Origin of the sequence: Lysobacter antibioticus (assembly GCF_000731095.1) — a bacterium.
In the GTDB taxonomy this organism is placed as follows: domain Bacteria; phylum Pseudomonadota; class Gammaproteobacteria; order Xanthomonadales; family Xanthomonadaceae; genus Lysobacter; species Lysobacter antibioticus_B.
The window spans coordinates 93,586-115,998 of record NZ_JMTZ01000010.1 but is presented as its reverse complement, the minus strand read 5'-3'; the positions used below and the strand labels follow the sequence as shown (position 1 = coordinate 115,998).

Below are 22,413 nucleotides of genomic sequence, written 5' to 3'. Positions count from 1 at the left end.
CCTCGCTCGACACCGCGCAGGCAAACGCAGCATCGGCGCGACGCCGCCTGCTGCGTTTCGCACGGCGTCGCCATCGCGGCGCTCGCCGTGCGCATGCGGATCAGCGCGCCGCGCTCGCGACACAACCCTCCCGGCCCATCGCCGCCGGCGCCTTCATCCGGTACAAATCCATCTTGCCGGCGCGCGGCGCTTTCGCCGAGCCGGTGACCAACAGCTCGCCGGGCTTGTTCCAGTCGATCGCCGGGCCGAGCGTGTAGGCCTCTTCGGTATTGAACGACAGCGCGAGCGGCGCGGCCTGCGCATAGCGCGCGCCGTCGCAGTGGGCGACATACAAACGGATCGGTAGTTTCTCCACGTCCCTGGAACGCGCGAACACGAGGGTCTTGCCGTCGCCGAGCCAGGCGGCATCGAATTCGTTGTCGGCGCTGTTCACCCCGGGCACCGGCTTGGGGTCGACGAAGGCCTGGCCGTTCCAATGGGCGACGAACAAATCGTGACGGCCGCTGCCGCCGAAGCCGTCGCTGGCGAACAAGAGATGACGGCCGTCGCGGCTCGGTGTCGGCGCCCATTCGTCGCCACGGCCGTTGACGCCGCGGCCGAGGTTTTCGGCCGGGCCGTAGCCGCCGTCGTCGCGCACCGCGGCGCGATAGAGATCGTCGCCGCCGTGGCCACCGGGGCGGTTGGAAAAGAAGTACAGCCAGCGCCCGTCGGCACTGAAGGCGGGGTCGAAATCGTTGGCCTTGGCGTTCAGCGGCAACGGCTTCGCGTCCTGCCAGCGGCCATCGATCAGACTGGCCTGCCACAGGTCCCAGCCGCCGGCGCCGCCGCTGCGGTCGGTGCTGCCCCAGACGATGCGCCGTCCGTCGGGAGACACGGCCGCGCGCACCTCACTGTGCACAGTCGATACGACTCCCATGCCTTCTATGCCGAATTCGGACAGGGCCGCCTGAACCGTGCTGGCGAGCCCGCAGGCGAGGAGTAGACTGAGGCCGAACCGGACCCTGGCGTGCCGCATCGTGCGTCTCCCGAACTAGGGTCACCAGTCTAGAACGAGGCGCGTCCATGTCGATCGATTCCAGTTCGTCCAGCCCTGTCCTTCGCTATGCGGTCTTCGGTCATCCGGTCGCGCACTCGCTGTCGCCGCGCATCCATGCCGCGTTCGGGCGCCAGCTCGGCATCGCCCTGGAATACACCGCCATCGACGCCGCGCCGGAGCAGTTCGACGTCGCCCTCGCCGCGTTCGCGGCCGAAGGCGGCCTCGGCGCCAACATCACCCTGCCGCTGAAGACGCGCGCGGCGAGCATCTGCAGCCACCTCAGCGAACGCGCGCAACGCGCCGGCGCGGTCAACACCCTGATCCGCAGCGCGACCGGCTGGGAAGGCGACAACACCGACGGCACCGGCCTGATCCGCGACCTCACCGAACGCCACGGCCTGGACCTGCGTTCGCGCCGCACCTTGCTGATCGGCGCCGGCGGCGCCGCGCGCGGCGTGGCCCCGGCCCTGCTGGATGCCGGCATTGGCGATCTCTACATCGTCAACCGCACCAGCGAACGCGTCGACGCCCTGGCCGACGCGCTCGGCATGCCCGGCCGCGTGCATCCGCGTTATCTCGCCGACGTCGCCACGCTCGGCAACTTCGACCTGATCGTCAACGCCACCTCGGCCGCGCGCGACGACGCCATGCCGACCCTGCCGATGAGTCTGGCGACGCCGCGCACCGCCGCGGTCGACTTGAGCTACGGCGAGGTCGCGATTCCGTTCCTGGCCTGGGCCAAGGTCGCCGGCGCGCACGACCGCATCGACGGGCTCGGCATGCTGGTCGAACAGGCCGCCGAGAGCTTCGAGCGTTGGCACCGCAAACGCCCGGACACCGATCCGGTCTACGCGATGCTGCGCGAACGCGCCGACGCCCTGGTCACCGCCGACTGACCCGGCGATGACGGCGATCGACCGCGACGCGGCGCCCGACGACGGCGCCGCGACCGTTTCCGGCCCCGGCGAGCACAAGCCGACGCCGCGAGCGGACTTCGCCGGCGCCCACCCCGGCCCCCGCCCCGACACGATCTTTCATTTCGCCGCGCCGGCCGACTGGCACCGGGCGCAGGCCACCGGCGCCTATGCCCCGGACGGCTGGATGCGCGAAGGCTTCGTGCATTGCGCGACGCAGGCGCAACTCGCCGGCGTCATCGAACGCCATCAACGCGGGCGCGGCGCCTTGCTTGTGCTGAGCATCGACGCGGCCGCGCTCGGCACGACCCTGCGCTACGACTGGAGCGAACGCAGCGGCGATTATTTCCCGCACGTGTACGCGCCGATTCCCTTGGACGCGGTACGCGCGGTCGAGCCGTTCACGGCGCCGCCATGAGCTTCGCCTGCCGCAGCCATTGCGGCGCCTGCTGCATCGCGCCTTCGATCACCTCGCCGATCCCGGGCATGCCGCACGGCAAACCGGCCGGCATCCCCTGCGTGCAACTCGACGACGAACTGCGCTGTCGTTTGTTCGGCAAGCCGGAGCGGCCGGCGTTCTGCGGTTCGCTGCAGCCATCGCGCGAGATGTGCGGCGAGGATCGCGGGCAGGCGATGCAGTGGTTGGACTGGCTGGAAGCGCAGACCCGACCGGGGTGAGCGTGCGGCGTCGCCGCGAGGGCTTCGAACGCGGCGATGCGGCGGTTAGAGCCCCCCTTTGCAAAGTGGGGGAACAGCAGGTGTGGGTCGCGATTGCGGCCCTGCTACGACGCTCCTGCCTTTGCCCCCTTAGAAAAAGGGGGCGAACGAGCGCGTAGCGGTCGTGGGGGATTTGCCGTTGCTGTTGCTGCTGACGTTGTCTTGATCCGCCTTAGCCGAGCGCATCAAGCAGCTCGCGGATTCTCAAAGCAAGCCGTCGCGCTTCACCGCCAGGTACTTCTCGACCAAGGATGCCGCCAGCTGATCGCAGCTGACGTCCAGCACCATCACCCCGTGGTTGCGCAGGGCTTCGTGGGCGGCGACGCGGTGTTCGAGGTATTGCGCGGTGGCGCCGGCGCGGATCGCACCGGGCAGGTCGGCGACTTCTTCGGCGAGCGCCTGATCCAGCGAGCCTTCGCGCAGGCTGGCGACGCAGACCAGATGGCGACCACGCAGCATGCGCACGGCGGCGAGCAGGTCGTCCATGTCCTCGTCGCGCAGGTTGGTCACCAGCATCACCAACGAACGGCGGCGTTGGCGCAACGACAGTTCGGTCGCCGCGGCGAGGAAGTCGGTCGCGACCGGCTGCGGCTGCAGGGCGTAGCTGGCGCGCAGCAGGTTGTCGATCGCGCCGACACCGCGCTGCGGCGGCACCCAGCGGCTTTCGCCGCCGCTGGCCAGCAGGCCGACGCCGTCGCCCTGGCGCAAAGCCAGATAGGCCACGACCAGGGCCGCGTCGAGCACATGGTCGAAATGCGAATGCTCGCCGTCGCGCGCCATCAGGCGGCGACCGGTGTCGAGCATCAGCACCAGTTGTTGATTACGCTCGTCCTGGTACTCGCGCGAGATCAACCGGCGCGCACGCGCGGTCGCTTTCCAGTCGATCTGGCGCAGGCTGTCGCCGACGCGGTATTCGCGCATCTGATGGAAGTCGGTGCCTTCGCCGCGACGGCGCTTGACGTGCGCACCGACCAGGCGCGAGGCCTGTTCGGCGCTGAACATCGCGAACTTGGCCAGCGGCGCGAAGTTGGGGAACACGCGCACGCGCTGGATCTCGCCGCCGATGCGCGACTGCCACCACAGCCCCCACGGCGAGTGCAGGCGCAGTTGCACGCCGTCGAACTGGAAATCGCCGCGCATACCGGGGCGCAGTTCGTACTCGAAGCTGGCGCTCTCGCCGCGACGCAGGTCGATCCGGCGCGGCAGGTTGCGCATGCTCCAGTTGCCGGGATGCAAGTCGAAGGCATCCAGGCGTTGCCGGCGATCGGCCTCGAATTCGAGGGTGACCGGGCGTTCGACGCCGATCGCCCAGGTGTCGTGCATGCTGCGCCTCGCCCGCGGCGTCGGCGCGTACAGCAGACGCAACAGATCGACGATCGCGAGCAGCACGATGACGAGGGTCGCCACCTGCCAGGCCGCGGCTTGCACCCAACCCACGCTCGCGGCCAGGCCGAGCGCCGACCACGGCAGCGCGAGCCAGATCCAGCGCGGCGCCGGCCGTGCCCAACCGCGACGCGGCAGGGCGCGGTCGCGCGGCACCGTCAGGCCGGCGCTGGCGGCGGTGACTGGCAGCGGCGGTGGCGCGGCGCGGCTCATTGCCGGGGCGCTTCGACCTTGGCCAACAGCGCCTGCAACACGTCGTCGGGCGACTGGCCTTCGATCTGCAGCTCGGGCGCGAGCGCGATGCGATGGCGCAGGGCCGGCTTGGCGATCTCGCGCACGTCGTCGGGGGTGACGAAATCGCGCCCCGACAGCACCGCTTGCGCGCGCGCCGCGCGCACCAGGGCGAGACTGCCGCGCGGACCGGCGCCGAGGGCGATGCCGGCCCAGTCGCGGGTGGTGCCGACGATGCGCACGACGTAGTCGATCACCGTCTCGTCGACGCGCACCAGGGCAGTGCCCTGCTGCATGGCGACGATCTCTTCCGGGCCGAGCACGCGCCGCACCTGCGACAGATCGAAGTCCGACGCGCTGCGGCCTAGGCTGACCGCGGTGACCATGCGCTTTTCGTCGGCGCGGGTCGGGTAGCCGATCAGGATCTTCAGCAGGAAGCGATCGAGCTGCGCCTCCGGCAAGGGATAGGTGCCTTCCTGTTCGACCGGGTTCTGCGTGGCCAGGGTCAGGAACGGCGGCGGCAACTCGAAGCTGTGGCCTTCGATCGTCACCTGCAGTTCCTGCATCGCCTCCAGCAGCGCCGACTGGGTCTTGGCCGGGGCGCGGTTGATTTCGTCGGCGAGCAGCAGGTTGGTGAATACCGGGCCGCGGCGGATGTTGAAGCTCTCGGTCTTGGGGTCGTAGACCGCATGGCCGCTGATGTCGCTGGGCATCAGGTCGGGGGTGAACTGGACGCGGGCATAGCCGCAGTCCAGGGCCTTGGACAGCGCGCGCACGACCAGGGTCTTGCCGAGCCCGGGCACGCCTTCGAGCAGCGCGTGGCCGCCGGCGAGCAGGGCAATCAGGATCTGGTCGAGCACGTCGGCCTGGCCGATGAAGGCCTTGCCGACTTCGTCGCGCACGGCGGCGGCGCGTTCGGCCAGCGCGGTGCCGGTGATCGGGACGAGCGGAGCGGCGTCGAGGCTCATAAGCGGTTTCTCATGCGGATCAAAGTGGCGATGCGGGCGCGGAACGCGGCGTGGTCGCGTGCCGGCGGCGGAGTGAGGGCGTCGCGGATGTCGTTGGCGGCGATCGGCGCCGGATCGGCCTTGAAGCGCTCGATCAACAACGCGATCTGCGGCTCGCCGTCGAGCGCGGCGGCGTAGGGATCGCGGCGGCGCAGGCGGGCGATGAAGGCGCGGCGCGCCGATTCGTACAGGCGCGGGCCGTAACCGTAGCGATAGACGTGCTCGCCGCTGGCGACGATGTGTTCGAGCAGCGAACGCCGCTCCAGCGCCGGTGCCGGGCGCAGCGGACCGAAGCGCTGGGTGCGTTGCCACAGCCAGCCGAGCAGGCACAGCAGCAGCGGCAACCAGGCCATCCAGCTGTCGCGCAGCAGGGTCTTCCACAGCTTCGGCACTTCGGCGGCGTAGATCAGGTGCACGGTGCCGGCGCGGTAGTTCGGCGCCAGCACCTGGCGCGCGAATGCGGCATTGGCCGGCGCGGCGATCTCGTCGTCGCCCATGCCGATGCTGTCGAGCAAGGGGTTGCCGGTGCCGGTGCGGTTGGACAGGAAATCCAGGTCCGCGAGCACGTCGACATGGCCCTTGCCGCGCGGCAAGCGCACGTAGACGTAGGCGCTGTCCTCGCCGCCCCAGGCGTAATCGGGGTCGGCGTCGCTGTTGTAAAAATAGAAACGGCGCGCCGAGCAGAACACCTGCTGCGGCTCCAGGCCGCGCTCGTACAGGCCGACGCATTCGTTACGCAGGTACTCCGGATCGGCGGCGTCGCTGGCATCGAGCAGGGTGATGCCGAGCGCATCGAGCACCGGCACCGGCGAATCGCCGACCTGGTCCTGCAGCGGCGGCGTGCGCACGATCAGATGGCCGCCGCGCTCGACCCAGCCGAGCAGGGCCTCGGCTTCGCTGGCGGCCAGCGTGCGCGGGTCACGGTAGATCAGCACCGTGTCGCGCGTCTGCAGCGGGTGGGTCGACAGTTGCAGACGCTGGCGCGCCTCGACCTTGACCTTGTCGCGTTGCAGGGCAAGCTTGAGCACATACAGCGGGTTGCTCGCGGCCTCGCCGCTGCGCGCGGCGGCGACGGTTTCCTCGACCTTGTGGTAGTCGCGGCGCCACAGCGCGCCGACGATCAGCACCAGCACGATCAGCAGGGCCGCACCGGCGCCGACGAGGCTCAGGCCGGCGCGGTTCATGCCGCCCACCCGAAACGCCGGCTCAGCTGGCCCACCAGATCGTCGAAGTCGTCGCCGCTCGGCAGGGTTTCGGCATAGGCCGCGTACTGCCAGGTGCGCACCGCGCGCGCGAAGGCCTCGCGGTCCTCGGCCGAGGCCAGCTTGCGCGAGGCGCGCAGGCACTGGGCCTCGGTCGCGCCCGGCACCAATACGATGTCGGCGCGTTGCGCCATCGATTCGACCGCGGCGCGGTACATCAAGGCCAGCGCATCGCGACGGCGGCCGGCCTGCCACAGGCGGCGGATCGCGGTCGGAATGTCGTCGGGCAGCGGCTCGTGTTCGGGCAACGGCGCGTTGCGCACGTCGCCGGGCGCCTCGTCCTCTTCGATGCCGCCGTCGCGGAACCAGCCGAGCCAGCGCGAGGCGGTCAGCAGCAGGGCGACGACGATCAAGGCCACCACGCCCCACATCAGCACTTGCAGGAAGCCCGCCACGCCGCCGCTAAGGCCCTTGAACAGGCCCTCGTTGATGGCTTGATCGCGCTTGTCCTCGGATTTCTTCTTCGTGCTCTCGGACTTGGCTTTCCAGACGCTCTGCTTGCGCTTGGGGTCGACGGTCGGATCTTTCATCGCCCGGGCGACCGCATCGCGCAGGCCGCGGTCGTCGCTGCGGCCGTCGCGGTAGACCTCGCCGAGCGTCGACGGCAGGCGGCGCGCTTTCTTGCCGTCTTCGAGGTAATCGCGGATCGGCGCCTCGGCCGGCGCTTCGGCTTCCGCTTCCTCGTCTTCGCTGTCGGCGGCGACAACGTCCTCGCCCGCGTCCGTTTGCGTGTCCGTGCTCGCGGCGACACTGGTCTCGACTGCAGGCGGCGTTTGCGCGGCGGCGTCCGGCGAGAAGCCGATCATCGCGCACAGCACCAGCAGCATCGGCGCAGCCGCGGCGGTAAGGCGCGCGCGCAGGCGGCGGAACACGATCTCGATGTCCCAGCCTTCGATCTGGGTACGGCGGTTGAGATACAGCCCGAAGCCGGCGCCGACGTAGAACGGCTCGATCACGCTGACCGCGCCCCAGGCCAGCACGTTGAACAAGGCGCTGAGCCATTGCGGCTCCACTCCGATCGCTTCGATCAACGACTTGAAGGTGTCGGGCAGGTAATCGAACGGCACGAACATCAGGCCGCCGAGCACGCTGCCGATGATGATCGCGAACTCGAAATGCACGCAGACCAAGGTCAGCAGCGCGCACACGCCGTACACCGGCGCGCCGAGCGCGGAACGGCGCTGGCGCGCCTCGGCGCCGTCGCCGCCTTCCAGCAGGTCCACCGGCAGGTACAAGGGCCGGGCCGGGCTGAGCCGGCGCCAGGTCAGATACGGCAGCCACCAGCGCGCGCCCCAGCGCAGTTGCGCGCGCACGGTCTGGCGCGTGCTCGGGGTTTCGCCGAACACCGCGCGCGAAATCACGAACAGCGGGATGCGATCGAACCAGGGCTTGAGCCACCACATCAGCAGGCCCGACAACCACAACAGGTCGAGGGCCCAGCCGGCGGCATTGAGCAGCACCAGGATCGGCAAGGTCACCAGCAGCCACGGCTTCCAGATCGCGCCGGCCTGGCTGCGCACCAGGGCCATGCCGAGCTCGCAGGCTTCCCACGCAGTGCGCGGGCGCAGCGAAACCGTCAGCGCTTCGAGCTTCATGCCGCGTCTTCGTCGTCGCGGTGGACGGCGTTACGCCCGCCGCGCAGCAACCACAGGCCGACCAACACCCACAACGCCAGGCCGACGCCGTACTTGATCGCCGCCGGCACGCTGCCGATCGACGACCAGAACGCTTCGACGAACGCCGCGAACACCAGCATCGCGAACACGCCGATGCAGATCAACGCGCCGCGGCGGCCGCCATGGATCAGCGAATCGATGCGCCGGCGCTGCCCGGGCGCGATCAGGCTCAGGCCCAAGCGCAGGCCGGCGCCGCCGGAAATGACGATGGCGGTGAGCTCGGGCGCCGAATGGCCGGCGACGAAGCGCCAGAAGGGTTCACCGTGGCCGACCGCCTGCAGATGCCCGGCGACGCCGCCGATCATCACGCCGTTGAAGATCAGCACGAACACCGTGCCGAGCCCGGCCACCAGGCCGCTGGCGAAGGTCTGGAAACCGATGCCGACGTTGTTGCCGATGTAGTGGGCGAACATCTGCAGGTCGTCTTCGTTGGTGCGGCCCAGGGCGCTGTCGGGCCGGGCCGGGTCGTACATCTGCTCGAAGCGGACCAGCGACTGCGCGTCGAACAGGCCGGCGGCGAGTTCCGGGCGCACCTGGATGGCGACGAAGATGCTGATCAGCGGCAGCCAGAACAGCAGCGCCGCGGCCAGCATGCAGCGCCACTCGGCGCGGACCAGGCGCGGGAAACCGGCCAATAAGTACTCGGCCGAACGCCGCCAGTGCACCGGCTTGGTCCGGTACAGCACGCTGTGGCCGCGTTGCATGAGTTGCTGCAGGCGGTCGGTGACCACCGCGCTGTAGCCGCGCCGCCGCGCCAGGGCCAGTTGCTGGCACAGGCGACGGTGGCGCTCGGGAATCTTGTCGTCGCGCAGGCCGGTCCAGTCGCGGCGATGGCTGCGGGCGTTGCGTGCGCTCGAGGCGCGCATCTCCAGCCAGCGCTCGAGTTCGCGCCACTCGGCCTCATGACGGGCGACGAAATGCTCCTGCCTCATCGCCGCCCCAGCAACCAGTTGGCGATGCCGTACAGGCGCATCACCGCGGTTTCGCCGCGGGCCTGGGTCAGCGCTTCGGTCAGGTCGGCGAGTTCGGCCTGGCGCGCCGCGGTCAGGTTCGGGCCGCGCTCGGCGAACGCGACCACCGCGGCCTGCTCGTGCGGCAGCAACACCATCGACGGCGCCAGCGGCGGGCTGACCGCGGCGGCGCGGATGTCGGTCTGGCGCGCGGCATGCACGACCAGGGTGCCGGCGACCATGTCGCCGAGGCGGCGGCCCCAGGGATCGATGAGGCTGGTGATCAGGCCGACCGCATAGCAGACCGGCAGCGCATCGACGACGCGCAGCAGGTTGCGGGTGAACGACGCCATCCAGCCGACAGGGGCGCCGTCGGCGGCGACCACGCGCAGGCCGAGCGCCCACTTGCCGGGCGTGCGGCCCTGCATGAGAACCTCGAACAGCACCTGATAGAACCAGGTCATCACGAACACGGCCAAGCCCAGGATGGCGTTGCCGGCCTCGCCGAACAGGCCGACCAGGGCGCGGAACAGGGCCACGTAGATGACCGCGCGCAACGCCAGGTCGATCATCCAGGCCAGCGCGCGCGGTACCGGTCCGGCCGCGCGCAGGTGCAAGGCCACGCCCTCCGGCGTCACCACCTGGCGGTACGTGTCGAGCATCAGGCGTTGATGACCTTCGTATCCGCCATCAGGTCATGCAGGCACAGGCTGTCTTCGCCGAAGATCCACAGCACGTTGACCAGGGCGAAGACGCTGCCGAGGCAGGGAATCGCCTCGATCAGGGCGATCACGAACATGCGCAGGCCGAGGATGCGGCCGAGCGACGCCGGGGTGCCGTCGGTGCGCACGATCTTGATGCCGATCCAGCGTTTGCCGAGGGTCTGGCCGCTCTCGTTGAGCAGGACGAGGTTGTAGACGAACAGGCCGAGCATGAGCATGAAGCTCAGGCCCATCATGGCCATCTGGATCGCCGAGGGTTCCTTGCTTTCCGGATCGATCGCGACGGCGATGAACATCGGCAGGAAACACACCAGATACAGGCCGCCGTCGATCAAGCGGGCGACCAGGCGCATGCCGCGGTCGGCGCGTACGGTTTGTTGCCATTCGGCATTCGGCAGCGCCGGCGCATTCGGCGCGGCGTACGGATTCTGCGTTTCTTCCATGTAGCCCTGACTCCCTGAGTCCTGCTTTCCCCTGCCGCGACTGTAAACGCGGCCATCGGCCCTGACTAGCCCGGCCGTGACTAGCCCGACAGCATGCCCAGGTAGCGATCCTTGAGCCGCACATAGTGCTGTGCGCTGTATTGCAGCTGTTCGATCTCGCGGTCGCTGAGGCGGCGCGCGAGGCGGGCCGGATTGCCGACCCACAGCTCGCCTTCGCCGACGATCTTGCCGGGCGACAGCACCGCGCCGGCGGCGACGAAGCCGTAGCGCGACACGCGCGCGCCGTCGAGCAGCTTGGCGCCCATGCCGATCAGGGCGAACTCGTCGATCGTGCAGGCATGGACGATGGCGCCGTGGCCGATGGTGACGTCGTTGGCGATGACCGTCGGCAGGCCGCCGGGACGGGTGTAGGGGCCTTCGTGGGTGACGTGGACGATGGTGCCGTCCTGAACGTTGGTGCGTGCGCCGATCAAGATCGAATTGACGTCGCCGCGGACCACGCAGCCGGGCCAGATCGAGACGTCGTCGCCGAGGTCGACCTCGCCGATCACGGTCGCGGCCGGGTCGACGTAGACGCGCTCGCCGAGGACGGGAAATTTGTCGAGATAGGGACGTAGGCTCATGCGCGCATTGTAGGCGTTCGCGGGCGACCCCAGGCGCAAGCGGGCATGTCGAACGCCGCTGGACGAGCGACGATACGCAGCCGCCGCATGCGGTACGGCGAACGGATGCGATCGGCATGCCGGGCGACGGTGTTCGGCCGATTCGCCCCCCTCAGCTGTCCCCTGCCGCCCGCACGCTGAGCGCCCGAACCCGACTAGACTGCGGCGTATGGATACGATCGCCGACACCGCCCCGACCGAACTCGCCGCCACCCGCGAGCGCCTGCGCACCGCCTGGCAGGCGCGCAAGCCCGACTACGCGCAACGCCGCGCCGACCTGCTGCGGCTGCGCGACGCCTTCCGCGCCCGCGGCGCGGCGATGGACGCGGCGATCCGCGCCGATTTCGGCCACCGCTCCAGCCACGAGAACCTGCTCTCGGAGGCGATGATCACTCTGGCCGAAATCGATCACGCCCTGAGCCATCTGAGCCGCTGGATGCGCCCGCGCCGGGCCGCGGTCGGCTGGCGCTTCTGGCCGGCGCGCGCCGAGATCCGTCCCGAACCGGTCGGCGTGGTCGGCATCCTCTCGCCGTGGAATTACCCGGTGAACCTGGCCCTGGTGCCGCTGGTGTCGGCCATCGCCGCCGGCAACCACGTCTATCTGAAGCCGTCCGAACACACCCCGCGCACCGCCCAGTTCCTGCGCGACCTGCTGGCCGAGGTATTCCCCGAGGACCGCGTCGCGGTCGCGCTCGGCGGCCCCGAGATCGGTGCGGCGTTCTCGGCGCTGCCGTTCGACCATCTGCTGTTCACCGGCTCGACCGCGGTCGGGCGCAAGGTCATGGCGGCGGCCGCGCCTAACCTGACCCCGGTGACCCTGGAACTCGGCGGCAAGGCGCCGGCGCTGATCTGCGCCGACTACCCGATCGAACGCGCCGCCGCGCGCATCGCCAGCGGCAAATGGTTCAACGCCGGCCAGACCTGCATCGGCGTCGACTACGTGCTGGTCGACGCGGCACGCCGCGACGAACTGGTCGCGGCCCTGCTCAAGCAATTGAAAGAACGCTACGGCGACCTGGTCGCGCCGCAGGACTACACCCGCATCATCAACGCCAGCCAGTACCAGCGCCTGTCGGGTTATCTCGACGACGCCCGCGCACGCGGCCTGGACGTGGTCGAGCCCTTCGCCGACAGCGTGCCGCGCGAACAGCGCGTGGCCGAACGCATCTTCCCACCGGCGCTGGTGATCGAGCCCGGCGCCGACGCCCAGGTCATGCAGCACGAGATTTTCGGGCCGATCCTGCCGGTGCTGTCCTACCGCACGCTCGACGAAGCCATCGCCCGCATCAACGCGCTCGACCGGCCGCTGGCGCTGTACCCGTTCGGCCACGACCGCGCCCAGATCGAGCGCATCCTCGCCCAGACCCTGGCCGGCGGCGTCACCGTCAACGACACCCTGCTGCATTTCGGCGCCCACGACCTGCCGTTCGGCGGCATCGGCCCGAGCGGCATCGGCGCCATCCACGGCCGCATCGGCTTCGACACCTTCAGCAAGCTGTTGCCGGTGTTCCACCAGCGCCGCCTCGCCGCCAGCGACCTGCTTAAGCCGCCGTACCGCGGCAAGATCGATGCGATGATCCGCTGGCTGGCGAAATAGCCGGCGCACGCCGGCCGCGCCGGATCGGACTCAACAGGAATCGCAAGCCTTCGCGTTACCGCTGAGCTTGCTAGCTTCCAAAGGCGCGCGCGGAAACTGGCCGACAAAATGACGTCGGCCGGTTTCTGCGTTCTGCCTTGCTCCGACCGTCTGTTGCATCCAGCGAACAGCTTAGTCGCCCCCTGGCGTCTCGGTGGTTTTCAGGCTTTTGCGCGCGACTTTGGTCCGGCGGCGATGTGCTACGTCTGACCGCATGCCACACAGCCAATTGTCGCCAAGGATACGAAGTCGAGATCGGCCTGCCGCCGATTGGGAAGCTTGCGATAGAACTGGCTGCCAACAGCATCGCCATGTCTCAGCTTGTCCGTATCAACAGGCCCTGGCGACCTGCCGCCATCAGGCGGGCGCGGAAATCTGCCCACAACGATAAGGTCGCCCTGTCCGGCGCAGCGACTCCAGCTCAGGGCAACGTCGTCTTCCTGTACACACGCACCCAGTCGATATCCAGCGCTTGCGGGAACGCATTGTCGTCGATGCCGTGGCGGCCGGCCCAATCGCCTCCGATGGCCAGATTCAGCAGGATATGCGCCGGCCCCGCAGGCTTGCCGTCGTTGTCGTAGATCCACTGGTAAGTGCGCGCGTTGGTCCGCACACCATCGACGTAGAACGCAATGCCGGTCTCCGTCCACAGCAGGCCATAGGTGTGGAAATCCGCGGTCAGGTCGGACGGGGCCCAAAACAGATTCCATGCACGCTGGTAATTCGGATGGGCGTAGGTGAGCGCGCTCGGAATCCGCCCGGCATGGGTGACGGCGCCGCTGTGCACCATGTTCTTCGGCCGCGACGACGGGTTCTCTTCGACACCGTCGACGACGAACTCGAAGATGTCGATCTCCGGCCCCCAATACAGCTTGCCGGTCGGCGAGTAACCCGAGTTCAACCAGAACGCCGGGAATACGCCTTTTCCGTCCGGCATGCGCACCCGAGCTTCCAGGTAATAGCTGGTGCTCGAAGAGGGCTTGAATTCCCAACGCGACCGGATCATGCCCGATTCATAGCCGGCACCGACTCGGCGCGCGGTGAGGCTCAGCATCCCGTCGTACATCAGGTGGTTCGCATTGTCCCGATAGACCTGGGCCTCGCTGGTCAGCCGGTCGAGCGTACCGTTGGCGTAGATGTAACGGGTCGCCCACTTTTCCCGATTCAACTGAGTGTCGTTGAATTCATCATTGAATACCACCGAGTATCCGGCCGGAACATAGCTGCCGACGCTGCTCGCGATCGGTTGACGCAGCTCGGCTGCGTGCACCGACTCCAGCGCCGGCAATGCGAGGACCATCGTTGCGGCGATCAGCCGCACCCACTGCGAATGCTTGCGTAATTTCATCGTGATCTCCTTGACGTAAATGCGCCCGGCTGAACCCATCGCGCCTCGACACGACGCAGGACGGGACCGGATCGAAAGGCCCGTTGCAGCCGGGCCTTTCGATGGAGCCGGACTCGGCCGCGTTGGCCGCGGCCCTGGGCCTGCGAGTGCGATCGTCAGGCGCCTTGGTTCCGTTTCGGCCGTATGGATCAATGGCCCGCGTCAGCCGCGTCGTGCGCGTAGACCGCGGCGACCGAAGCGCTGCTTCATCTTTCTGGAATGGCGTAGCTGGGAATCTGCACGTTATAGGTTTCCGTGGAGGCGGCCGACCGTCCCCAGTTGGAGTTCCACGCGATCTTGGTCAGCGAGCGGTTCACCGCCGGCACGGGTGCGCTGTCGTAGTCGACGTAACTCACCCGGGTGTCGGCGATGTTGTAAATCCGGGGATTGGCCGCCAGTTCCACCACCATGATCTTGCGATGCGCCCACTGCTGACTGCAGCTGGTGCGGGCGCAGCCTTCGGCCTGCGTACCCATCACCACCCAGCCCGGCTTGGCGAAGGCACGGCCGGAAAAGTGCATGGCCGTGGTGGTGCCGTTCAAGTACGAGGAGAACAGCGTCGTCTTCTGCCCGGTGCGCAGGTTGTACATGTAGACGTCTCCGTCCTTCAGCACCGGATCGCTGATACGCAGGTAGTTGCTGACGTAGACGTCGTCGCCGTTCTTGTCGATCGCCATGTCGGAGTGCTGTCCGTCGTTGGTGATCTGCCGCGAGCTGCTCAGGTCGCGTGGCCATACCGTAGTCCCGACGTAAGGCACGTTGACCACGCAGTAATTCCCGCTCGGGCTCATGCTGACGTTGTCGATGTGCCCGGTGTGATCGGCCATGCCGAGGATGCGGTCTTCGGTCTTGTCCCAGGTGAAGATGCCCAGGCGCGAGCCGGCGCTGTTCTTCACCATCAAGCACCAGTACCGGCCGTCGGCCGACGGCGAGCCTTCGGCGGCCGTCGATGCCGAAGCCGCGGCCGGCCAACGCGCCTTCAGGCGAGCGGCGAAGTTCGCCTGCACCGAGCGCACGCCGGTCTTCACGTCGATCTTGCGCAGCAACATGCCGACGCCTTCGGAGTTCATGTAGTACAGCAGGTCGCGGTTGAGCGGGTCCCACTGCGGCTCGGCGTCGCCCGCCAGCCCGTCGCCGCCGGGCAGGTAGGACAGCGACCGGATGTAGCGGCCGGTCGCAGGCTCGTACAAGTGCCAGGAACCGTCGCCGGCGGCGATCAGCTGCGCGCTGTCGTCGGCGTTGAACGGTTGCTTGCGCGAGTAATCGTTGCGCGCATAGCCGGGCAGTCCGTCGGCCGCGCGGTCGGTCAGCCGCATCTGGCAGGTGCCGTAGTTGTAGCCGCGGGTGGCGATGCCGCGCTGCGGCTGGGGTGTGGTCGCCCAGGGTTGCACGAGCTTGCCTTGCGCCAACTGGAAGCCGGCCGGATAGAACCCGGCGCAGGGACCGACGGTGCCGTCGGAGGTGGTGGCGTTGGCGGTGATCGTGGTTTCTATGCGGGTCTTGTTGCCGGCCGCGTCGAATGCCGCCACGTAGATCAGGTTGGCGCCGGCGACCACCGGAATCTTGCCGATCGTCCACGACGCGACCGTGCCGGCGCCGCTGAGCGTGGCGGTGCCGATCAGCCCGGTGCGGGTGTTGTGCCACACCACCTTGGACACCGCGACATCGTCGCTGACCCAGCCGGTCAGCGAGTGACTCTGGCCGGCGACGACCCATGCGCCGCCGCTGATGCGGACCTTGGGCGACTGCGTATCGGCGAGCATGGCAGCCGCGGCCGGCTCGATAGCGCGACTGATCGCTTGTCCGTCTGCGGCCGGGGTTTCGGCGACGGCGCCGAAGGAGGCCCACGCCATGACCGGAGCGATTCCGGCGACGCTCATAGCTGCGATTAGCGAATTCAATTTCATTTTCAGCTCGTGTCCTTCTGAGTGATGTTTGAATGATGTAAACGGTTACAAAATCATGTAACCGTTTACATAAATGAATGTAATCGATTTCACACGGCGTTGACGTGACCGCCCGCTCATTTGCCGATCCTGGCGCTTCGGGGGGGGGGAGGCGTGGCCTGAGAATAGGCTTGCAGCCAACAACGGATCCGCCTTGGCCTGCTCGACGCGGCGTTCGACGCTGGAAGCGTTGGCGATATGCGCGACGACCCCGACCTGCCGTTCGGCGGCATCGGCCCGAGCGGCATCGGCGCCATCCACGGCCGCATCGGCTTCGACACCTTCAGCAAGCTGTTGCCGGTGTTCCACCAGCGCCGCCTCGCCGGGAGCGACCTGCTCAAGCCGCCGTACCGCGGTAAGATCGATGCGATGATCCGCTGGCTGGCGAAATAGCCGGCCTCGCTCCGACCCATGCCGGGTCGGAGCCCACCACGGATCGCATGCCATGGCCGGCTCAGTACCTCCCGCACCGAACGACCTGCCGCCCTCATCGCCGGCGCCCCGCCGCAGCCGCGCGGTGTTCTGGGTCGCGCTGGCGGCCTTTCCGCTGGCCGCCTTCGCCTGGCTGGTCTGGGTAGTGCTGACCCGCGGCACCGAAGCCGCCGATTTTTGGGATTACTCCGACGCCGTCCTGACCGGTGCAGTCGTCGCCCTGTTGGTGCCCCTGCCGGTGTTGATCTGGGGCGGCCTGAGCCGACGCATCGGCCAGGCCCTGCTCGGGGTGACGATCGGCGCGGTCGTCGCGGTGCTCGCACTGCCACTCAGCCTGCACCTGATCCATGCCCGCCGGACCCAGGCCTTCGAGGACAAGAAGGCGCGCTATGCCGAATTCGTCGCGACCGTGCGCAGCCACGACCACGCCCGCATCCGCAAAGCGCTGCCCGCCTTGCCCGACGGCTTCAGCGCGCCGAAAGCGCTGTGTGCGCTAGGCGGCGGCGCCACCTACACCTTCGAACAGTGGCTGTGGTTCGACGATCACGCCTATGGCGAGGCCTTGCCGAGCGCCGACCTGCTCGAAGCCGCCGCGGCCGTCGTCGACGGCGCCTGGCCGCGCCAGGAGAAACAGGCGGCGCTGCTGGTCTTACTGCATTACCTGAGCGAACGCGACGAGCCCGCGCTGTTCCCGACCTGGGCCGGCCTGTGGCGGCGCACCCTGGAGCAACCCGATGCGGCGCGCACCCCTCTGCTCGCGTCCGACTACCGCGGCGACACCGGCACGTGCAGCGCCGCGCGCGACCCCGCCGATACCGTACTGAAGCGCTGGCACGACGCCGGCCTGCGCGCATGGCTGCAGGCCGGATTCGGCTTCAGCGAGGAACAGCGCAACCTCGCCCTGCGCGCGGTGCGCTCCAAACCGATGCTGCAGGAACTGATCGCCGCCGACCCTGAGTTCGCGGCGATGTTGAGCGCGGGACAGAGCGAGGGCGCGGATGCGCTGTCGCACCTGAGCTATGAATTGTCCGAACTGCTCGACCGCGGCCCGGACCCGGCGGTGCCGGCCGAACTCGTCGAAGCCCTGCGCAAGGCCGGCGCCGACCCGCGCCGCTCCGAGCACGCGCGCAAACCCTGCGCGGTCTACGAACTCAGCGAATCCGAACGCCGGCCGACGGGCGCGGACTCGGCCGCACGCATCGCCGCGGCCGCGCGCATCCACCACGCCCTGTGCCCGCCCGACGGTTCGGCCCAACCGGGAAAGACTGCCGACGGCGGGAGCGCGAACGACCGCCGCGCCGGCACCAACGAGACCGCCGAGGCCGACAGCGAGCGGCGCTGAGGCTACACTTGCCGCCATGAAAATCGTCAGCTGGAACGTCAACTCGCTCAACGTGCGCCTGCCGCATCTGGAACAGTGGCTCGGCACGTTCGCTCCCGACATCGTCGCGCTGCAGGAAACCAAGCTCGAGGACACGCGCTTCCCGGACACCGCGCTGGTCGGCGCCGGCTACCGCAGCGTGTTCGCCGGGCAGAAGACCTACAACGGCGTCGCCATCCTCTCGCGCGAAAGCGCCAGCGACGTGCAGATCGGCATCCCCGGTTTCGACGACGAGCAAAAGCGCGTCATCGCCGCCACCGTCGCCGGCCTGCGCATCGTCAATCTGTACGTGGTCAACGGCCAGGACGTCGGCACCGACAAATACGCCTACAAGCTGCGCTGGCTCGACGCCGTGCACGCCTGGCTGCAGAACGAACTCGCCCGCTATCCGGACCTGATCGTGCTCGGCGATTTCAACATCGCACCGGAAGCGCGCGACACCCACGACCCGGCGGTGTGGAACGAGCACCACATCCTGACCTCGACCGCCGAACGCGAAGCATTGCAACGCCTGCAAGCGCTCGGCCTGCACGACGCCTACCGCCTGCACAACCAGGAAGAAGGCCAGTTCTCGTGGTGGGATTACCGCCAGGCCGGCTTCCGCCGCAACCTCGGTCTGCGCATCGACCTGACCCTGATCTCCGACTCGCTGCGCGCCCGCTGCGTCGCTGCCGGCATCGACCGCGAACCGCGCACCTGGGACCGCCCGAGCGATCACGCGCCGGCTTGGGTGGAGTTGGCTTGAGAATCGGGAATCGGGAATCGGGAATCGGGAATCGGGAATCGGGAATCGGGAATCGGGAAAAGCATAAGAAGCTTGTGTGCTGTTGCAAGCATTCACTTCGACGGCGCTGCTCACGATTCTCCATTCCCGATTCCCCATTCCCGCCCCATAAAAAAGGCCCGGCAATGCCGGGCCTTTTTTATGGGGCAACGCGTAGCGCTTAACGCACGCGTCCGCGACGGAACAGGTTCACGATCGCGAGCAGAACGATCGCGCCGACCAGCGACAGCAACAATCCGGACAGACTGAACGCACCGCTGTTGATAGTACCGGCGCCGATGCCGAGCACGCCGCCCAGCCAACCGCCGAGGAACGCGCCGACGATGCCGACGATGATGTTGAGGAAGAGACCCTGCTGACCATCGGTCTTCATGATCATGCTGGCGATCCAACCGATGATGCCGCCTACTACCAGCCAAATGATGATACCGAGCATGTGCGTTCTCCTAGCGATTCTGATGAGCCCAAGGCGACACGATGCGCATGGTGCGAATCGCTGTCCCTCGTTCGGGGGCAGCTGCAGCATGAATCGGCGCACGTGACGACGACGTCAGAAACCGCGCTTAGGAATGTGAAGAAAACGCTGTACCACAAGGCAAAAAGCACATTGCGCCTGGGTATGGTTCACAGGCCTACGGCAGCTGCGTTTCGCTTCTCCCGATGAACGTCGCGATTCGCCGATGGTCGGTACCGATCCGGCATGGTCCGCATCGATTCTGCGCGAAACCGGCATGAAGCCGCGGCGGTTTTCGCGTTCGCGCCGAGGCCTCTTGCAGCGCGATCACTCGGCGTCGCGGAGCATCGCCTCGACCGCGTGGCGCGGCAGCTTTCCGGTTTCGTTGCGCGGCAAAGCGTCGACGCGGCGCAACGGACGCGGCAGGAACACCGGGTCGATGCTCTGGCGCAGGGCCTGCAGGATCGAAGCTTCGTCGAGCGCGGGCGCCACCACCAGAGCGGCGATGCGGCGCACACCGAAGGCGTCGGCGGCATCGAGCTGGAACATGGCGCCGTCGAGTACGCCCTCGATCGCGAGCAGCTTGCGGGTGAGGTCGCCGAGCGAGGCGCGCTTGCCGGCGATCTCCAGCAAGTCGGCGCTGCGCCCGCGCAGCACGAAACGCCCGTCGGCCTCGACTTCCATCAGATCGGCGAGGACCACCGGCTCGGACAGATGCGGCGCGTGGATCGCGGTGCCGTCGGGTTGCGGACATACGCGCACGCCCGGCAACGGCGTCCACGCCGCCTCGCGCGCGGTGCGGCGACGGGCGAACACGCAGGTCTCGGTCGAGCCGAACACTTCGCGCACTTCGCAGCCGTAGCGCGTTTCCGCCGCCACCGCGAGTTCGACCGGCAGCGGTGCGGTCGCCGAGACGATGCCGGCCAGCGGCGGCAGCTCGACGCCGGATTCGACCAGCGCGCGCAGATGCACCGGCGTGGTCACCAGCAAGGGCGGGGTCGGCGCATCGCCGAGCGCAAGTGCGACATCGCCCGGGAAAAACGGCCGATTTGCGTGCACCGCGACCGGGCCGAGCAAGGGCAGCAACACCGACATCTCCATGCCGTACATGTGCTGCGGCGGCACCGTCGCGACCAGATAAGTGACTTCGCCGGCGCGCAACAAGTCGCCCAGCGCGATCAGGTTCTGCGCGGTGCTGGTGCGGAAGGCCTGCCAGGTCTTGGCGTTGGGCTTGGGCTGGCCGGTGCTGCCGGAGGTGAAGCCGATCGCGAGCAAGGCCGCGGCCTGCGCGGTCAACGCGTCGCCGGCGTCGCGCGGCAGTTCGGTCGGCAAACGCAGATAACGCGGCGGCAGCGGATCGAGGGCGAGATCGCCGATGCAGTAGCTGTCGGGATAACGCGCGAGCACATCGTCGACCACCGCCGGCGCGCGCGAAGGCGGCAACAGATTGCCTTGCCCGCGCAAGGCCACCGCGCACAAGGCGACCAGGAAGCGATAGCGGTTTTCGCACAGGTTGACCGCGTACTGCGCCGCCGGCAGCGTCGCCGCGAGCGCGCGCACTTCGGCCTCGAAACTCGCGCGATCGACGACGCCGTCGGGGCCGAAGGCCAAGGTGCGCTCGGGCGCACCCGCGACCAGCGCGAACGACTCGCCGCCGGGCGACGCAGGATCCTGGCTGAACGGAACAAGGCTCGGATCGATAACCGCTGACATCAAATAGATTTCCCGCGGCCTGAGGGCCGCTTCCAATGTGTTGCAACTTGCCCGGGCCCGCCTGATCGGCAGCTGACGGTCCCTTCGGACCCTCGCGGCACCAATGCGATCGCACCGCGCCCCCGCGCTGTGCCGCCGCCACGAACCCGTACCCCCAGGGTTTAGCTTACGCTGACCGGCCTGTTCCAGGCCAAAGCACACCTGTTCATGTCCCTGTCCGGCCGTTCACCTTCGCTAGTCGATACGTATTCGGAACGCTCCGACGGCCACGGTGTGCGCTGGACCTGGCTGCCGCACCGGCACGGCCGACCGGCCGAACCGGAAGCGCGCGAGTGGCTGGCCGGGCAGCTCGGCGATCCGGCCTTGTCGCTGACCCGCGACGGCCGCCAGCGTCCGCACCTGGACCCGCCGCACGATCGCTACGACTGCAATTGGAGCCACAGCGGCGAACGCCTGCTGGTCGCACTGGCCCTGCAGGCGCGGGTCGGCGTCGACCTGGAGCGTCTGCAGCGACGGCCGCGCGCGCTGGAAGTGTCGGCGCGTTTCTTCACCGATCGCGAATCCGACTGGCTGCGCACGCACCCCGATCGCGACCGCGCCTTCCTGCGCCTGTGGTGCGCCAAGGAAGCGGTGCTCAAGGCGCATGGCCACGGGCTGTCGTTCGGCCTCGACAAGCTGCGTTTCGAAGAACGCGACGACAAGCTGCGCCTGGTCGAATGCGACCCGGCCTTGGGCCGGCCGGAGCAGTGGACCTTGCGCGAGATCGAGCCGGCGCCGGGGTATCTGGGCGCGTTGGCGTGGCGGCCGTTGGCGGAGTAGGCAGCGTGTCCAAAGGGCAGGAACGGCGCAAGCCGCGACCGCGCCCTTGCAGCGCCGGCGCGACCGGCACCGCAACCATCGTTCGTACACCCCGCCCACTGCTCCTGGCTGCGCCCGACTCGGCCCATCGGCGATACTGTCGCCGATGAATACCCCCGTTTCCCTACCGCCCGGGCTGCGCAGCGAGCTCGAAGCCGGCTTGTCCGCGCTCGCCCTCGATCCGGCCCTGGCCGCGCCCTTGCTGGATTATCTGGCCCTGCTCGCGCGCTGGAACCGCACCTACAACCTGACCGCCGTGCGCGACCCGCACGAGATGGTCGGCAAGCACCTGCTCGACTCTCTGGCCATGCACCCCTACGTCGAGGAGCTCGCCGGTCGCGGCGGCGCCCTGGCCGACCTGGGCACCGGCGCCGGCCTGCCCGGCATTCCGCTGGCCATCGTCAAGCCCGGCCTGCGCGTGACCCTGGTCGAGAGCAACGGCAAGAAGGCCCGCTTCATGCGCGAAGCCCTGCGCCAGCTGAGCCTGAAGGACGCGCGCGTGGCCGAGTCGCGGATCGAGGCCTTCGCCGAACCCGGTGCTTACGATGCGATCACCGCGCGCGCCTTGGCGACCCTGCCGCTGATCCTCGAACTTGGCGGCCACCTGCTCAAGCCCGGCGGCGTGCTGCTGGCGATGAAGGGCGTGCGCCCGGACGAGGAGATCGCCGCCCTGCCGGCCGGCTGGAGCGTACGCTCGGTCGAACCGATGCGAGTACCCGGCCTGGCCGCCGAGCGGCACATGGTGGTGGTCGGGCGCAGCGGCGAGGCGGCCGGCGCTTCCTGATCCCCGGTCCCCTCCCCGACTCCCGCCCTGGGGCA

The 22,413-nt window shown here is 68.6% G+C and carries 21 protein-coding genes and 1 pseudogene; 9 read left to right on the top strand and 13 right to left on the bottom strand.

Features of this window, described 5'->3' with window-relative positions:
• Positions 1 to 100: 100 nt before the first annotated feature.
• On the bottom strand, positions 101 to 1,015 hold the full coding sequence (locus tag EX88_RS0103845) for a PD40 domain-containing protein (protein WP_036147968.1): 915 nt from the start codon (positions 1,013 to 1,015) through the stop codon (positions 101 to 103).
• 47 nt (positions 1,016 to 1,062) lie between these two features.
• Here EX88_RS0103845 and aroE point away from each other — a divergent pair, with 47 nt between their 5' ends.
• The 3 genes from aroE to EX88_RS0103825 are packed head-to-tail and all read left to right on the top strand — an operon-like array spanning position 1,063 to position 2,628.
• Positions 1,063 to 1,932, top strand: a complete 870-nt coding sequence (aroE, locus tag EX88_RS0103840; RefSeq protein WP_031370685.1) for a shikimate dehydrogenase — start codon at positions 1,063 to 1,065, stop codon at positions 1,930 to 1,932.
• A 7-nt stretch (positions 1,933 to 1,939) separates the two neighbouring features.
• Positions 1,940 to 2,368, top strand: a complete 429-nt coding sequence (locus EX88_RS0103835) for a DUF952 domain-containing protein (protein ID WP_081930604.1) — start codon at positions 1,940 to 1,942, stop codon at positions 2,366 to 2,368.
• Entirely contained in the window at positions 2,365 to 2,628 is a 264-nt protein-coding gene (locus EX88_RS0103825; protein ID WP_051884423.1) for a YkgJ family cysteine cluster protein, read from the top strand. Before EX88_RS0103835 ends, EX88_RS0103825 begins: the two co-directional genes overlap by 4 nt.
• Before the next feature lie 243 nt (positions 2,629 to 2,871).
• Here the strand turns inward: EX88_RS0103825 and EX88_RS0103820 are convergent, their stop codons facing one another.
• From EX88_RS0103820 to EX88_RS0103785, 8 genes are all read right to left on the bottom strand, one after another.
• Positions 2,872 to 4,263, bottom strand: coding sequence for a DUF58 domain-containing protein (locus tag EX88_RS0103820; protein ID WP_081930603.1), 1,392 nt, complete (start codon positions 4,261 to 4,263; stop codon positions 2,872 to 2,874).
• Positions 4,260 to 5,249, bottom strand: coding sequence for an AAA family ATPase (locus EX88_RS0103815; RefSeq protein WP_036147966.1), 990 nt, complete (start codon positions 5,247 to 5,249; stop codon positions 4,260 to 4,262). The genes EX88_RS0103820 and EX88_RS0103815 overlap by 4 nt, the downstream gene beginning before the upstream one ends.
• The gene (locus EX88_RS0103810) at positions 5,246 to 6,472 is read right to left on the bottom strand and encodes a DUF4350 domain-containing protein (RefSeq protein WP_031370680.1); all 1,227 of its coding nucleotides are present in this window, start codon (positions 6,470 to 6,472) and stop codon (positions 5,246 to 5,248) included. Before EX88_RS0103810 ends, EX88_RS0103815 begins: the two co-directional genes overlap by 4 nt.
• On the bottom strand, positions 6,469 to 8,145 hold the full coding sequence (locus tag EX88_RS0103805; protein WP_031370679.1) for a DUF4129 domain-containing protein: 1,677 nt from the start codon (positions 8,143 to 8,145) through the stop codon (positions 6,469 to 6,471). Before EX88_RS0103805 ends, EX88_RS0103810 begins: the two co-directional genes overlap by 4 nt.
• On the bottom strand, positions 8,142 to 9,158 hold the full coding sequence (locus EX88_RS0103800; protein WP_036147963.1) for a stage II sporulation protein M: 1,017 nt from the start codon (positions 9,156 to 9,158) through the stop codon (positions 8,142 to 8,144). Before EX88_RS0103800 ends, EX88_RS0103805 begins: the two co-directional genes overlap by 4 nt.
• Entirely contained in the window at positions 9,155 to 9,838 is a 684-nt protein-coding gene (locus EX88_RS0103795) for an RDD family protein (RefSeq protein ID WP_031370677.1), read from the bottom strand. Before EX88_RS0103795 ends, EX88_RS0103800 begins: the two co-directional genes overlap by 4 nt.
• On the bottom strand, positions 9,838 to 10,341 hold the full coding sequence (locus EX88_RS0103790) for an RDD family protein (RefSeq protein ID WP_031370676.1): 504 nt from the start codon (positions 10,339 to 10,341) through the stop codon (positions 9,838 to 9,840). The genes EX88_RS0103795 and EX88_RS0103790 overlap by 1 nt, the downstream gene beginning before the upstream one ends.
• Positions 10,342 to 10,421: 80 nt before the next feature.
• Positions 10,422 to 10,964: a gamma carbonic anhydrase family protein gene (locus EX88_RS0103785; protein WP_031370675.1), complete on the bottom strand. Its 543-nt coding sequence runs from the start codon at positions 10,962 to 10,964 to the stop codon at positions 10,422 to 10,424.
• A 208-nt stretch (positions 10,965 to 11,172) separates the two neighbouring features.
• Between EX88_RS0103785 and EX88_RS0103780 the strand changes: the two genes are divergently transcribed.
• Positions 11,173 to 12,600, top strand: a complete 1,428-nt coding sequence (locus tag EX88_RS0103780; RefSeq protein WP_031370674.1) for a coniferyl aldehyde dehydrogenase — start codon at positions 11,173 to 11,175, stop codon at positions 12,598 to 12,600.
• Between the two features lie 460 nt (positions 12,601 to 13,060).
• Here EX88_RS0103780 and EX88_RS0103775 read toward each other — a convergent pair whose 3' ends face one another.
• Positions 13,061 to 13,987, bottom strand: a complete 927-nt coding sequence (locus EX88_RS0103775; protein ID WP_161786074.1) for a glycoside hydrolase family 16 protein — start codon at positions 13,985 to 13,987, stop codon at positions 13,061 to 13,063.
• A gap of 245 nt (positions 13,988 to 14,232) precedes the next feature.
• A complete protein-coding gene (locus tag EX88_RS0103770; RefSeq protein ID WP_152566085.1) occupies positions 14,233 to 15,879 on the bottom strand; it encodes a WD40 repeat domain-containing protein in 1,647 nt (548 codons plus the stop codon).
• Positions 15,880 to 16,188: 309 nt separating this feature from the next.
• Between EX88_RS0103770 and EX88_RS0103765 the strand changes: the two are divergent.
• From EX88_RS0103765 to xth, 3 genes and pseudogenes are all read left to right on the top strand, one after another.
• Positions 16,189 to 16,365 (top strand): annotated as a pseudogene (locus EX88_RS0103765) (coniferyl aldehyde dehydrogenase); the annotation flags it as partial.
• A gap of 52 nt (positions 16,366 to 16,417) precedes the next feature.
• Entirely contained in the window at positions 16,418 to 17,746 is a 1,329-nt protein-coding gene (locus EX88_RS0103760; protein ID WP_152566084.1) for a hypothetical protein, read from the top strand.
• 16 nt (positions 17,747 to 17,762) lie between these two features.
• The gene (gene xth / locus EX88_RS0103755) at positions 17,763 to 18,530 is read left to right on the top strand and encodes an exodeoxyribonuclease III (RefSeq protein ID WP_031370669.1); all 768 of its coding nucleotides are present in this window, start codon (positions 17,763 to 17,765) and stop codon (positions 18,528 to 18,530) included.
• A 199-nt stretch (positions 18,531 to 18,729) separates the two neighbouring features.
• Here the strand turns inward: xth and EX88_RS0103750 are convergent, their stop codons facing one another.
• Both EX88_RS0103750 and EX88_RS0103745 read right to left on the bottom strand, forming a co-directional pair.
• On the bottom strand, positions 18,730 to 19,005 hold the full coding sequence (locus EX88_RS0103750; RefSeq protein WP_031370668.1) for a GlsB/YeaQ/YmgE family stress response membrane protein: 276 nt from the start codon (positions 19,003 to 19,005) through the stop codon (positions 18,730 to 18,732).
• A gap of 345 nt (positions 19,006 to 19,350) precedes the next feature.
• Positions 19,351 to 20,661, bottom strand: coding sequence for an AMP-binding protein (locus EX88_RS0103745; protein ID WP_031370667.1), 1,311 nt, complete (start codon positions 20,659 to 20,661; stop codon positions 19,351 to 19,353).
• A 282-nt stretch (positions 20,662 to 20,943) separates the two neighbouring features.
• On the opposite strand from EX88_RS0103745, the gene EX88_RS0103740 reads away from it, so the two are divergent.
• Both EX88_RS0103740 and rsmG read left to right on the top strand, forming a co-directional pair.
• On the top strand, positions 20,944 to 21,555 hold the full coding sequence (locus EX88_RS0103740) for a 4'-phosphopantetheinyl transferase family protein (protein ID WP_081930601.1): 612 nt from the start codon (positions 20,944 to 20,946) through the stop codon (positions 21,553 to 21,555).
• Between the two features lie 145 nt (positions 21,556 to 21,700).
• A complete protein-coding gene (gene rsmG, locus EX88_RS0103735; protein ID WP_031370665.1) occupies positions 21,701 to 22,378 on the top strand; it encodes a 16S rRNA (guanine(527)-N(7))-methyltransferase RsmG in 678 nt (225 codons plus the stop codon).
• Positions 22,379 to 22,413 lie beyond the last annotated feature (35 nt).